Annotated in this window: 15 protein-coding genes; 9 read left to right on the forward strand and 6 right to left on the reverse strand. The window is 51.3% G+C overall.

The annotated features are described in order from the left end of the window. The first annotated feature begins 82 nt into the window (after positions 1 to 82). A protein-coding gene (locus HV334_RS06145; RefSeq protein WP_095033700.1) for an IS1-like element IS1B family transposase occupies positions 83 to 780 on the forward strand; the annotation gives its coding sequence in 2 pieces (ribosomal slippage) (positions 83 to 332 and positions 332 to 780; 699 coding nt in all). A gap of 125 nt (positions 781 to 905) precedes the next feature. Here HV334_RS06145 and smpB read toward each other — a convergent pair. Further along, positions 906 to 1,388, reverse strand: a complete 483-nt coding sequence (gene smpB / locus HV334_RS06150) for an SsrA-binding protein SmpB (protein ID WP_003031211.1) — start codon at positions 1,386 to 1,388, stop codon at positions 906 to 908. A gap of 154 nt (positions 1,389 to 1,542) precedes the next feature. Here smpB and ratA point away from each other — a divergent pair, with 154 nt between their 5' ends. Beyond that, the gene (ratA, locus tag HV334_RS06155) at positions 1,543 to 1,986 is read left to right on the forward strand and encodes a type II toxin-antitoxin system toxin RatA (RefSeq protein ID WP_003031213.1); all 444 of its coding nucleotides are present in this window, start codon (positions 1,543 to 1,545) and stop codon (positions 1,984 to 1,986) included. Beyond that, on the forward strand, positions 1,970 to 2,266 hold the full coding sequence (locus HV334_RS06160) for an RnfH family protein (RefSeq protein WP_003839823.1): 297 nt from the start codon (positions 1,970 to 1,972) through the stop codon (positions 2,264 to 2,266). The genes ratA and HV334_RS06160 overlap by 17 nt, the downstream gene beginning before the upstream one ends. 50 nt (positions 2,267 to 2,316) lie before the next feature. Here the strand turns inward: HV334_RS06160 and bamE are convergent, their stop codons facing one another. From bamE to nadK, 3 genes are all read right to left on the reverse strand, one after another. Continuing rightward, positions 2,317 to 2,661, reverse strand: coding sequence for an outer membrane protein assembly factor BamE (bamE, locus tag HV334_RS06165; protein WP_003826401.1), 345 nt, complete (start codon positions 2,659 to 2,661; stop codon positions 2,317 to 2,319). Between the two features lie 149 nt (positions 2,662 to 2,810). After that, entirely contained in the window at positions 2,811 to 4,472 is a 1,662-nt protein-coding gene (gene recN / locus HV334_RS06170) for a DNA repair protein RecN (protein WP_181221290.1), read from the reverse strand. An 85-nt stretch (positions 4,473 to 4,557) separates the two neighbouring features. Then, the gene (gene nadK / locus HV334_RS06175; protein ID WP_016154073.1) at positions 4,558 to 5,436 is read right to left on the reverse strand and encodes an NAD(+) kinase; all 879 of its coding nucleotides are present in this window, start codon (positions 5,434 to 5,436) and stop codon (positions 4,558 to 4,560) included. A 122-nt stretch (positions 5,437 to 5,558) separates the two neighbouring features. Between nadK and grpE the strand changes: the two genes are divergently transcribed. After that, positions 5,559 to 6,152 (forward strand): nucleotide exchange factor GrpE, encoded by a 594-nt coding sequence (gene grpE, locus HV334_RS06180; protein WP_003031221.1) that lies wholly within the window; start codon positions 5,559 to 5,561, stop codon positions 6,150 to 6,152. A 50-nt stretch (positions 6,153 to 6,202) separates the two neighbouring features. Here grpE and HV334_RS06185 read toward each other — a convergent pair whose 3' ends face one another. Beyond that, positions 6,203 to 7,492 carry an HlyC/CorC family transporter gene (locus HV334_RS06185; protein ID WP_008785520.1) on the reverse strand — a complete coding sequence of 430 codons (1,290 nt, stop codon included), beginning with the start codon at positions 7,490 to 7,492 and terminating at the stop codon, positions 6,203 to 6,205. An 18-nt stretch (positions 7,493 to 7,510) separates the two neighbouring features. After that, complete coding sequence (locus HV334_RS06190; protein WP_003031224.1) at positions 7,511 to 8,302, reverse strand: inner membrane protein YpjD; 792 nt, start codon at positions 8,300 to 8,302, stop codon at positions 7,511 to 7,513. 165 nt (positions 8,303 to 8,467) lie between these two features. Between HV334_RS06190 and ffh the strand changes: the two genes are divergently transcribed. The 5 genes from ffh to rplS all read left to right on the forward strand — a co-directional run bounded on the left by ffh (position 8,468) and on the right by rplS (position 12,099). Next, positions 8,468 to 9,829 (forward strand): signal recognition particle protein, encoded by a 1,362-nt coding sequence (gene ffh, locus HV334_RS06195; protein ID WP_181221291.1) that lies wholly within the window; start codon positions 8,468 to 8,470, stop codon positions 9,827 to 9,829. Between the two features lie 253 nt (positions 9,830 to 10,082). Further along, a complete protein-coding gene (gene rpsP / locus HV334_RS06200) occupies positions 10,083 to 10,331 on the forward strand; it encodes a 30S ribosomal protein S16 (protein ID WP_003031228.1) in 249 nt (82 codons plus the stop codon). A gap of 18 nt (positions 10,332 to 10,349) precedes the next feature. Continuing rightward, positions 10,350 to 10,898: a ribosome maturation factor RimM gene (gene rimM / locus HV334_RS06205; protein WP_003031230.1), complete on the forward strand. Its 549-nt coding sequence runs from the start codon at positions 10,350 to 10,352 to the stop codon at positions 10,896 to 10,898. Between the two features lie 44 nt (positions 10,899 to 10,942). Next, positions 10,943 to 11,710 (forward strand): tRNA (guanosine(37)-N1)-methyltransferase TrmD, encoded by a 768-nt coding sequence (trmD, locus tag HV334_RS06210; RefSeq protein WP_016157187.1) that lies wholly within the window; start codon positions 10,943 to 10,945, stop codon positions 11,708 to 11,710. 41 nt (positions 11,711 to 11,751) lie between these two features. Then, the gene (gene rplS, locus HV334_RS06215; protein ID WP_002914145.1) at positions 11,752 to 12,099 is read left to right on the forward strand and encodes a 50S ribosomal protein L19; all 348 of its coding nucleotides are present in this window, start codon (positions 11,752 to 11,754) and stop codon (positions 12,097 to 12,099) included. Positions 12,100 to 12,107 lie beyond the last annotated feature (8 nt).

Below are 12,107 nucleotides of genomic sequence, written 5' to 3' on the forward strand. Positions count from 1 at the left end.
GATGAATTTACACATGTAATTTCATTGGGTGATGCTGCCAACTTACTGATTTAGTGTATGATGGTGTTTTTGAGGTGCTCCAGTGGCTTCTGTTTCTATCAGCTGTCCCTCCTGTTCAGCTACTGACGGGGTGGTGCGTAACGGCAAAAGCACTGCCGGACATCAGCGCTATCTCTGCTCTCACTGCCGTAAAACATGGCAACTGCAGTTCACTTACACCGCTTCTCAACCCGGTACGCACCAGAAAATCATTGATATGGCCATGAATGGCGTTGGATGCCGGGCAACCGCCCGCATTATGGGCGTTGGCCTCAACACGATTTTCCGCCATTTAAAAAACTCAGGCCGCAGTCGGTAACCTCGCGCATACAGCCGGGCAGTGACGTCATCGTCTGCGCGGAAATGGACGAACAGTGGGGATACGTCGGGGCTAAATCGCGCCAGCGCTGGCTGTTTTACGCGTATGACAGGCTCCGGAAGACGGTTGTTGCGCACGTATTCGGTGAACGCACTATGGCGACGCTGGGGCGTCTTATGAGCCTGCTGTCACCCTTTGACGTGGTGATATGGATGACGGATGGCTGGCCGCTGTATGAATCCCGCCTGAAGGGAAAGCTGCACGTAATCAGCAAGCGATATACGCAGCGAATTGAGCGGCATAACCTGAATCTGAGGCAGCACCTGGCACGGCTGGGACGGAAGTCGCTGTCGTTCTCAAAATCGGTGGAGCTGCATGACAAAGTCATCGGGCATTATCTGAACATAAAACACTATCAATAAGTTGGAGTCATTACCCGATTCAGCATAAATAAACTATAAACGCGGTGAATGTATTGTGTGGGTTTCGATAACTAAAAAATAAGAACCAGTCTCAGGAGGGGAGACTGGTCACAGGGGAGTAGCGTTTAGCGGCCAGCATTTTTCATGATACGCGCTTTATCTAACTGCCATTCGCGTTCTTTCACATCAGAGCGCTTGTCGTGCTGTTTCTTACCTTTCGCAACGCCAATTTTCACTTTGCACCAGGCATTCTTCCAGTACAACGAAAGCGCAACGACGGTATAACCATCACGATTCATACGACCATACAGGGAGTCGAGTTCACGCTGGTTTAACAACAGTTTACGGGTCCGAGTGGGGTCGCATACCACGTGTGTTGAGGCCACCGCCATTGGCGTGAAGTTGGCGCCAAACAGGAACGCTTCGCCGTCTTTGAGTATGACATAGCTGTCGCCGATGTTGGCTTTACCCGCGCGCAGGGATTTGACTTCCCAACCTTGCAGGGCGAGTCCTGCTTCGAACTCTTCTTCAATAAAGTATTCGTGTCGTGCGCGCTTGTTTAGCGCGATTGTGGCTGAGCCAGGTTTGTGTGCTTTTTTCTTCGTCATAATGCCGCTCAGTATAGGTAATCTGGAATCGAAAAACACCCCATTTCATCCAGCGGGGCGCAAGGCGCTATCTTAGCACGAGTTAGGCTATAGCGTTTTTTTTAGCGGGTGATAAATGGTATTATTTGTGTGATTGATATTGATGGGAATTGTTATGCCTCAGATTAGCCGGACCGCTTTAGTACCCTACAGTGCGGAACAGATGTATCAGCTAGTGAATGATGTTAAGTCCTATCCTCAGTTTTTGCCGGGTTGCACCGGTAGCCGCGTACTGGAGTCGACTCCGGGACAAATGACGGCCGCTGTGGATGTCTCGAAAGCAGGGATCAGCAAAACGTTCACCACGCGCAATCAACTGACCAGTAATCAGAGCATTCTGATGCATCTGGTCGATGGGCCGTTCAAGAAGCTGATTGGCGGCTGGAAGTTTACGCCACTGAGTCATGAAGCGTGTCGTATTGAATTCCACCTTGATTTTGAGTTCACCAATAAGTTAATCGAGCTGGCGTTTGGCCGTATCTTTAAAGAACTGGCTTCAAATATGGTGCAGGCCTTCACGGTTCGCGCGAAAGAGGTTTACAGTGTCAGCGTCGGCTAAAATTGTCGTTGAAGTGGCGTACGCGCTACCCGAGAAACAGTATTTACAGCGCGTAACGCTGCAGCAGGGCGCAACGGTGGAAGAGGCTATCCGCGCTTCCGGGCTGCTGGAATTACGTACCGATATCGATCTCAGTAAAAATAAAGTGGGTATCTACAGCCGTCCGGTAAAGCTTGCTGATGTTCTGCATGACGGCGATCGGGTGGAAATTTACCGGCCACTGATTGCTGACCCAAAAGAGCTGCGCAGACAGCGAGCAGAGAAATCCGCTAAAAAGTAACAAACAATAAAAAAGGTGCTCATTGAGCACCTTTTTTTGATCTCTCAAACCTACTTGTTATCGGTCAAAGCGGGTTTGTTATCAATGTTGGTCAATACGCCGCTGCTGTTAAAGGTCAGCGTCAGCGTTTGCTGGGTTACGCCTTCATGTCCAGGTTGCTGACGGAACACATAAAACCAGGTGTTAGTGCCAAAAGGATCGGACATCATTGGTGTACCCAGAGCATAAGCAACCTGCTGTTGCGTCATACCCGTGCGCACTTTAGCGACATCGGTAGGTGTCAGATAATTTCCCTGGTTGATGTCAGGGCGGTAAACCACTCGCTCCAGAGTGGAACAGCCTGCAGTCAACATCAGTAGTACTGCTGCAGCAGCAGTCAGCGTTTTACAGCGCATAGTGATTTGATTCCTTTTCGGGCCCGAGCAGTACGCGGCTCATATGTAATATGCCGATGATAATAGACCTTTCACCACTTTAAAACCTTTTGCTGTCGGGTCGGTCGGCGATTTTATGTTGAACTCAGACCTTCACAAGGTAAAAAAGTTTATGCCGCCAGCAGTTCTTTTGCATTTGCGAGGGTATTGCGCGTCACTTCGCTACCGCCAAGTAGACGGGCTAATTCCTGCAGGCGAGCGCGTTTATCAAGCGGCTGCATGTGTGTTTCCGTCATCGCGCCATCTGTTTCTTTGCTGACATAGAAATGTTGATGACCACAGCCCGCAACCTGCGGCAGGTGAGTAACACACATTACCTGCGTTGACTCGCCCAACTGTCGCAACATTTTACCCACTACCGCAGCCGTCGGGCCGCTGATACCAACATCCACCTCATCGAAAATTAGCGCAGGCGTTTCCATCTTACGTGCTGTAATGACCTGAATAGCCAGCGCAATACGTGACAGTTCCCCGCCAGAAGCGACTTTCGCAATTGGCTGTAACGGCTGACCTGGGTTAGTGGTCACTTTAAACTCCACGCGATCGGCACCGTCTGCGCTCAGATGATGCTCCTCAAATTTCACATCAATGCAAAAGACACCGTGCGGCATCGAGAGAGCATGCATGCTCTCTGTAATAAGTTGTCCCAGTTCCTGCGCATAATGCTGACGCTGTTGGTGCAGCATTTTTGCCGTTTCCAGCGCCTGCAGGTGGTGATTGTTCACCGCCAGGGTTAAGGTTTCGAGCGAGTCGGCCTGATCGTCCAGTTGCTGTTGTTCATCCAGCAACGACTGATAGAACTGTGGCAGCACTTCAGGGGCAACATGATGCTTACGTGCCAACGAGATTTGCCTGGAGATACGCTGTTCGAGTTCGAACAAGCGGTTAGGGTCTAAATCCAGACGATCGCAATAGTGGCGCAGCTCGTCGCTGGCTTCGCTGAGCTGGATGGTGGCCTCTTCCAGCATATCCAGAATACCTGAAAGTTTGCCGTCCATGCCTGCCAGTTCAGTGACCAGGTGTTTTGCGGTGTACAGTTGGCTTTGCAGATTGATGTCTTCACCATCAGCCAGGATAGCCAGTGCCTGTTGGCTGGTGGTGAGCAATTGCCCACTGTTAGCCAGGCGCTTGTACTCTTCATCAATTTGCTCAAACTCACCCGGCTGCGGATTGAATTCGTTCAGTTCCTTTAACTGGTATTGCAACAATTCCGCCCGGGCTGCGCGTTCCAGGCTTTGTTGCTGATGATGCGCCAGGTCACGACAACTTTGGTGCCACAGCTGGTATCGTGCAGCCATTTCCTGGGTCAGAGACGCTTCATTGGCGTAACCATCAAGCAGGGATTTTTGGTGTTCTGATTTTGTCAGGAGCTGATGCGCATGCTGGCCATGGATTTGAATAAGTAACTGGCCCAGCTCGCGCAACTGCGATAACGGAACGGCGGTTCCGTTAATAAACCCACGGGAGCGGCCATCGCAGCTGATAACGCGACGCAGCAAACACTCACGGCCTTCCTCAAGCTGGTTCTCTTCCAGCCAGCGCAGGGCTGCGGGGGTATCTTTTAAGGCAAAACGGGCGCAGAGGTCGGCTCGCATGGCGCCTGCACGCACCATGTCTGCGTCTGCGCGTCCGCCCAGACACAAACCGAGAGCATCAATGGCAATGGACTTACCCGCACCGGTCTCACCGGTGATAACGGTCATTCCGTTCTGGAAATCGATCTCAAGTTCACGAACGATAGCAAAATTGCTGATGGTCAGTTGTGCCAACATAGCTGTTTTCCTGTATGAAAAACCATAACTGTGATTTCATACAGTATAAACTGGTTTTTTATACAGTAAAGAGGTTAGCGTTAAATTAGAATAATTTTTTTGACCAACCAAGCTTAGTGCTTAATGTGTTGAAATAGCTGTAATCTTTTGGATGTATCAGGTTCAGATGATAATCACAGCGGCGAATCAATACGTCTTCACCTTCCTGTATAGGTAGGGCGATTTGGCTGTCACAGCTGATCTCCAGATCGTTACGGCGATGAGAAAAGCGCAGGCGAATGGTGCTGCTACTGTTGATCACCAGCGGTCGCGCGGAAAGCGTATGCGGAAACATGGGTACCAGCGTAATGGCATCCAGAGAAGGCGTCAGAATTGGGCCTCCGGCAGAGAGCGAGTAGGCGGTAGAGCCGGTCGGCGTCGAGATAATCAGCCCATCTGAACGTTGGGAGAAGGCAAAAATTTCATCGATATAGACTTCAAATTCAATCATGTGCGCCACTTTCCCGGGGTGCAGCACAACTTCATTGATGGCAGTGCTAATGCGCTTCTGGCAATCCTGTTGACACACCTGAGCTTCGAGTAAAAAGCGCTTTTCGCTGATGTAGTGGCCTTCCAGCACGTCAGCTAACTGTTGCTGGGCATTGTCTGGGTCAAGGTCGGTCAAAAAACCGAGGTTGCCGCGGTTAATGCCAATAACCTTGATGTCATAACGTGCCAGGGTGCGTGCGGCGCCCAGCATATTGCCGTCGCCGCCGACTACCACGGCGAGGTCTGCCTGTTGGCCAATTTCTGCGAGCGTACCGGTTTTCACATTTTTCAGCTGCAGTTCGTGGGCGATTTGTTGCTCAACGATAACCTCATAACCTTTGGTGCACAGCCAACGGTAGAGCATTTCATGTGTGGTCAGTGCAGTGGGGTGACGTGGATGCCCCACAATGCCAATACACTTGAAATGTTTGTTCATTTTCTCGAGGTCCTTGTAACGAAGATTAGTGACAATGTGAGTACTTCCCTTGAATCCCTGAATCTGATCCCCATAATAAGCCAAGTTAGCGAGATGAATGCGAAAAAAACGCGGAGAAATTCATGAGTAGTAAAGAACAGAAAACGCCTGAGGGACAAGCCCCGGAAGAAATTATCATGGATCAGCACGAAGAAGTTGAGGCGGTTGAATCAGACGCTTCTGCTGAGCAGGTGGATCCGCGCGATGAAAAAATTGCGAATCTGGAAGCTCAGCTTGCTGAGGCCGAAACTCGCGAGCGCGACAGCGTGTTGCGTATCAAAGCGGAAATGGAAAACCTGCGTCGTCGTACCGAACTGGACGTAGAAAAAGCGCATAAGTTTGCGCTGGAAAAATTCGTCAACGAACTGCTGCCGGTGCTGGATAGCCTGGACCGCGCGCTGGAAGTTGCGGATAAAGATAATGACGCTATGGCGGCGATGGTTGAAGGTATTGAGCTGACCCGTAAGTCAATGCTGGATGTCGTGGCAAAGTTTGGTGTACAGGTGGTTGCGGATATCGATGTGCCGATGGACCCGAACGTGCACCAGGCAATTGCAATGGTAGAGTCTGACGACGTTGCTGCCGGTAATGTGCTGATGGTAATGCAGAAAGGCTATACCCTGAACGGACGTACCATCCGCGCCGCGATGGTCTCTGTGGCGAAAGCCAAAGGCTAATCAGCCTTCAGGCCGGGTAATGCTCACGCGCTACCCGGCCTGAATTACTCTCACTGGTCCGACACGCTTTCCCGTAGCGGTTTGACCGGCAATACCTGCACCTGTTTAATCATATTGTCCTGCACGTCGAGAATATCGATATCGTACTGTCCAATGCGCACACGCGTGCCGGCAACCGGGATCTCTTCCAGCGCTTCAAGAATAATACCATTCACGGTACGTGCGTCATCTTCCGGCAGGTGCCAGTTAAACGCCTTATTGATTTCACGAACGTTGGCGCTGCCGTCAATGATCACCGAGCCATCATTCTGCGGCGTTACCTCTTCGGCAAGCGTGGGTGACATTGAGGTGGTGAAGTCGCCGACAATCTCTTCCAGAATATCTTCGACCGTGACCAGCCCCTGAATATCGCCATATTCATTAACAACCAGACCCACTTTCTTCTTGTTTCGCTGAAACTTAATGAGCTGGGTGCTGAGAGGCGTACCTTCCGGGACGTAATAAATTTCGTCGGCGGCACGTAACATGGTCTCTTTGGTGAACTCTTTTTTCTCTGCCATCAATCGCCAGGCTTCACGTACGCGCAGCATACTGATGGCGTCGTCCAGCGAGTCGCGGTACAGCACAATACGGCCATGTGGAGAGTGCGAAAGCTGACGCACGATTGACTTCCAGTCATCGTTAATATCAATGCCGATGATTTCGTTACGCGGGATCATGATGTCATCGACGCTGACTTTTTCCAGATCCAGCACTGACAGCAGCATATCCTGGTTACGGCGTGAAATTTGCGAGCGCGATTCATTCACCAGCGTTCGCAGTTCATCTTTACTCAGCGAACCGCTCACCACGATATCCGTTTTGATGCCCATCATGCGCATAAGTAGCCGCGTGATGGTGTTGAGTAGCCACACCAACGGCATCATCAGAATCTGCAGTGGAGCCAGCAGTACACTGCTCGGATAGGCGACTTTTTCTGGATACAGCGCAGCAATAGTCTTGGGCAGTACTTCGGCAAAAACCAGCACGACAAACGTCAGTACCCCAGTGGCAATGGCGACACCCGCATCGCCATACAGGCGCATACCGACAATGGTGCCGAGCGCGGAGGCCAGAATATTCACCAGATTATTACCGATGAGCACCAGGCTTATCAGGCGGTCCGGCTTACGAAGTAGCTTTTCAACGCGTTTTGCCTGACGATTTCCCTGCTTGGCCCGATGACGTAGACGATAGCGATTCAGGGTCATCATTCCGGTTTCAGAACCGGAAAAATAGGCGGAAATGACCACCATGATGAGAAGCGTGATAATGAGCGTGGTGGTGGAGATGTGTTCCACGTAGGGTTCCTTAAAGATTTAACTCACGAACTGCTGCAGGATACGACTGCCGAAATAGGCCAGCGTTAGAATGCCTGCGCCTGCGACGTTAAACCATACGACGCGACGTCCGCGCCAGCCTTCATGGTAATGCCCCCACAACAGAACGATATAGACAAACCATGCCACGATAGAGAGAACGGCTTTATCAATGTTCTCGGTACTGAACAGGTTATGCATGTAAAACAGGCCAGTGCACAGGGTGAGCGTCAGCAGAACCACGCCAATTTGGGTGATATGAAACATTTTCCGCTCAATACTCATTAGCGGCGGCATCTCATTGCTGAAGGCCAGTTTTTTGTTTTTCAACTGGTAGTCAATCCATGCCAGTTGCAGCGCATACAGTGCGGCGATAATCAGCGTGGCGTAAGCGAATAGCGATAGCCCGATGTGAATCATCATGCCCGGCGTAGCTTCGAGATGGGTGATGAACTCGTTCGGCATAAACGTGGCGAAGGCCAGGTTGATCAGCGCAAAGGCGTAGACAATGGGCAGCAATAGCCAGCCACGATTGCGGGAAGCGACGATAGTCATTACCGTACAGATCATCAGGCTAACCAGTGAGCCGACGTTCAACAGACTCAGGTTTTGTCCGCTTTCACCGCCGGGCAGAATTCGCGCTTCCAGGGCGATAGCATGACTTACCAGCGCGACGACCGCAGAGAGAATAGCCATACGCCGCCAGCCGCTGTTTTTTTGCAGCAGAGCGGGAATAATCAGCGCGAGGCTGACTGAGTAGGCGACAAGGGCGAGCAGAGCAAAAACGGGCATATAGGTGTCGACAGTTGGCCAGTGATAAAGAAAAGCAGTATAGCGTTACGTGACCGCTGCTCCAACCGTTGCATAACAACAAAGGCGGCTTCATGTTATACTGCGACAAATTTCTGTTGATGTGTCGCTGTCGCGACCGACCGTTTCCACCCCAGGCGAGAGACAATGTTTGATAATTTAACCGATCGTTTGTCGCGCACGCTGCGCAATATCAGTGGCCGTGGACGCCTTACTGAAGACAACGTTAAAGAGACGCTGCGCGAAGTGCGCATGGCGCTGCTGGAGGCTGACGTAGCGCTGCCGGTAGTGCGTGAGTTTATCAATCGCGTAAAAGAGAAAGCGGTTGGTCATGAAGTTAACAAAAGCCTGACGCCGGGTCAGGAGTTCGTCAAGATTGTCCGTAACGAACTGGTTGCGGCAATGGGCGAAGAAAACCAGACCCTGAATCTGGCTGCACAGCCGCCAGCCGTTGTGCTGATGGCTGGTCTGCAGGGGGCGGGTAAAACGACCAGCGTCGGTAAGCTGGGGAAATTCCTGCGTGAGAAGCACAAGAAGAAAGTGCTGGTGGTCTCCGCGGACGTTTATCGCCCGGCGGCGATAAAACAGCTGGAAACGCTGGCCGAGCAGGTCGGTGTGGACTTCTTCCCGTCGGATGTCGGCCAGAAGCCGGTCGATATCGTTAACGCCGCGCTGAAAGAAGCCAAACTCAAATTCTACGACGTGCTGCTGGTGGATACCGCTGGTCGCCTGCACGTTGATGAAGCGATGATGGACGAAATCAAACAGGTCCACGCTTCTATCAAGCCGGTTGAAACGCTGTTTGTGGTCGATGCCATGACCGGTCAGGATGCCGCGAATACCGCAAAAGCCTTCAACGAAGCGCTGCCGTTAACCGGTGTCGTGCTGACCAAAGTTGATGGTGATGCTCGTGGTGGTGCGGCGCTCTCTATTCGTCATATCACCGGCAAGCCGATTAAATTCCTCGGCGTCGGCGAGAAAACCGAAGCGCTGGAGCCGTTCCACCCGGATCGTATTGCTTCGCGTATTCTCGGCATGGGTGACGTGCTGTCGCTGATCGAAGATATCGAAAGCAAGGTTGACCGCGCGCAGGCAGAGAAATTAGCCAGCAAGCTGAAAAAAGGCGACGGCTTCGATCTCAACGATTTCCTTGAGCAGCTCAACCAGATGAAAAAAATGGGCGGCATGGCAAGCCTGATGGGCAAGCTGCCGGGCATGGGGCAGATCCCAGACAACGTGAAATCGCAGATGGACGATAAAGTGCTGGTGCGTATGGAAGCCATCATCAACTCGATGACGATGAAAGAACGCGCTAAGCCGGAAATCATCAAAGGTTCCCGTAAACGCCGTATTGCTGCCGGCTGCGGTATGCAGGTACAGGACGTAAACCGCCTTCTGAAACAGTTCGACGACATGCAGCGCATGATGAAGAAAATGAAGAAAGGCGGTATGGCGAAGATGATGCGTGGCATGAAGGGTATGATGCCGCCAGGCTTCCCTGGTAGATAAATATATCGGGCTACCTAATTTGCCTTTTTGGCGTCGGGGTGGGCTCGAAATGCTCACGTACTGCATGTACGTTCCGCTTTCTGCGCGCACACCGACGCCAAACTGGCTGCAGTGGTAACGCCCTGGTATAAAGCCTCATCACATGTTGATTGCTTTTTTCCCAGAAATCAGTAAAATTTTCGGGCTTTTAATATGACACCCGGGCTCCGTTCCTCGATGGGGCCTGGGTGTTTTATTCACACAAGAGGATGTTATGGTTACTATTCGTTTAGCTCGTCACGGCGCTAAAAAGCGTCCGTTCTACCAGGTTGTTGTTACCGACAGCCGTAATGCACGTAACGGTCGCTTCATCGAGCGCGTTGGCTTCTTTAACCCAATCGCTAGCGAAAAAGAAGAAGGCACTCGCCTGGATCTGGATCGCATCGCTCACTGGGTTGGCCAGGGCGCGACTATTTCTGATCGCGTAGCTACGCTGATCAAAGCAGCAAACAAAGCAGCTTAATCTGTCACGGTGGTCATGATGAGCAAGCAACTCGCCGCGCAGGCTCCTGTGGAACCCATCGTTTTGGGGAAAATGGGGTCTTCTTACGGTATCCGTGGTTGGCTCAGAGTGTTTTCTTCCACTGAAGACGCCGAAAGCATTTTTGACTATCAGCCCTGGTTTATCCAGAAGGCGGGTCAGTGGCAGCAAGTACAGCTGGAAAGCTGGAAGCACCACAATCAGGATCTGATCATCAAGCTGAAAGGCGTTGACGATCGTGATTCGGCGAATCTACTGACTAATTGCGAAATTGTCGTGGATTCCTCGCAGTTGCCAGCGCTGGAAGATGGTTCCTACTACTGGAAAGACCTTATGGGCTGCCAGGTAGTGACCACTGAAGGTTACGATCTCGGTAAAGTCGTCGATATGATGGAAACCGGTTCGAATGACGTCATTGTCATTAAGGCAAACCTGAAAGATGCGTTTGGTATCAAGGAACGTCTTGTACCGTTCCTCGATGGGCAGGTTATCAAGAAAGTCGATCTCGCTACTCGTACTATCGAAGTAGATTGGGATCCTGGTTTTTAAACCACCGGATAAACGGTAAAAGTCGGCGTTATGGGGATTGGCTTGTGTTTATAGGTATCGTTAGCCTGTTTCCAGAAATGTTCCGCGCAATTACCGATTACGGGGTAACTGGCCGGGCAGTAAAAAATGGCCTGCTGAACATCCAGAGCTGGAGTCCTCGTGACTTTACTCATGACCGGCACCGTACCGTGGACGATCGTCCTTACGGCGGCGGACCGGGGATGTTAATGATGGTGCAACCTTTACGGGACGCCATTCATGCAGCAAAAGCTGCGGCTGGTGAAGGCGCAAAGGTGATTTATCTGTCACCTCAGGGACGCAAGCTTGATCAAGCGGGCGTTAGCGAACTGGCCACGAATCAAAAGCTGATTCTGGTGTGTGGTCGCTATGAAGGAATAGATGAGCGCGTGATTCAAACCGAAATTGACGAAGAATGGTCAATCGGCGATTACGTTCTCAGCGGTGGTGAGTTACCGGCAATGACGCTGATCGACTCCGTTTCTCGGTTTATTCCGGGAGTTCTGGGTCATGAAGCTTCGGCAATCGAAGATTCGTTTGCTGATGGGTTGCTGGATTGCCCGCACTATACCCGACCTGAAGTGTTAGAACAGATGGAAGTACCGGCGGTGTTACTGTCGGGGAACCACGCTGAGATACGTCGCTGGCGTTTAAAACAGTCGCTGGGCCGGACCTGGCTTAGAAGACCTGAACTTCTGGAAAACCTGGCTCTGACTGAAGAGCAAGCAAGGTTGCTGGCGGAGTTCAAAACGGAACACGCACAACAGCAGCATAAACATGATGGGCTGGTCTGAGACCCCCAAATATCAGTTTACCCAGGATAAGAGATTAAATTATGAGCAACATTATTAAGCAACTTGAACAAGAGCAGATGAAGCAGGACGTACCTTCCTTCCGTCCGGGTGATACCGTGGAAGTGAAAGTATGGGTTGTTGAAGGTTCCAAAAAACGTCTGCAGGCATTCGAGGGCGTGGTTATCGCTATTCGTAACCGCGGTCTGCACTCTGCATTCACTGTTCGTAAAATTTCCAACGGCGAAGGCGTTGAGCGTGTCTTCCAGACTCACTCTCCGGTAGTTGACAGCATTGCTGTTAAACGTCGTGGTGCTGTTCGTAAAGCTAAACTGTACTACCTGCGTGAGCGCACTGGTAAGTCTGCTCGTATCAAAGAGCGTCTTAACTAAGATTCGCG

Source organism: Citrobacter sp. RHBSTW-00944, assembly GCF_013615435.1.
Taxonomy (GTDB): Bacteria; Pseudomonadota; Gammaproteobacteria; order Enterobacterales; family Enterobacteriaceae; genus Citrobacter; species Citrobacter braakii.

What these genes read in the sequence shown, in the direction of transcription:
- smpB (WP_003031211.1), bottom strand. Translation starts at nt 1,388, where the DNA reads ATGACGAAGAAAAAAGCACACAAACCTGGCTCAGCCACAATCGCGCTA.
- ratA (WP_003031213.1), top strand. Translation starts at nt 1,543, where the DNA reads ATGCCTCAGATTAGCCGGACCGCTTTAGTACCCTACAGTGCGGAACAG.
- bamE (WP_003826401.1), bottom strand. Translation starts at nt 2,661, where the DNA reads ATGCGCTGTAAAACGCTGACTGCTGCTGCAGCAGTACTACTGATGTTG.
- recN (WP_181221290.1), bottom strand. Translation starts at nt 4,472, where the DNA reads ATGTTGGCACAACTGACCATCAGCAATTTTGCTATCGTTCGTGAACTT.
- nadK (WP_016154073.1), bottom strand. Translation starts at nt 5,436, where the DNA reads ATGAACAAACATTTCAAGTGTATTGGCATTGTGGGGCATCCACGTCAC.
- grpE (WP_003031221.1), top strand. Translation starts at nt 5,559, where the DNA reads ATGAGTAGTAAAGAACAGAAAACGCCTGAGGGACAAGCCCCGGAAGAA.
- HV334_RS06190 (WP_003031224.1), bottom strand. Translation starts at nt 8,302, where the DNA reads ATGCCCGTTTTTGCTCTGCTCGCCCTTGTCGCCTACTCAGTCAGCCTC.
- ffh (WP_181221291.1), top strand. Translation starts at nt 8,468, where the DNA reads ATGTTTGATAATTTAACCGATCGTTTGTCGCGCACGCTGCGCAATATC.
- rpsP (WP_003031228.1), top strand. Translation starts at nt 10,083, where the DNA reads ATGGTTACTATTCGTTTAGCTCGTCACGGCGCTAAAAAGCGTCCGTTC.
- rimM (WP_003031230.1), top strand. Translation starts at nt 10,350, where the DNA reads ATGAGCAAGCAACTCGCCGCGCAGGCTCCTGTGGAACCCATCGTTTTG.
- rplS (WP_002914145.1), top strand. Translation starts at nt 11,752, where the DNA reads ATGAGCAACATTATTAAGCAACTTGAACAAGAGCAGATGAAGCAGGAC.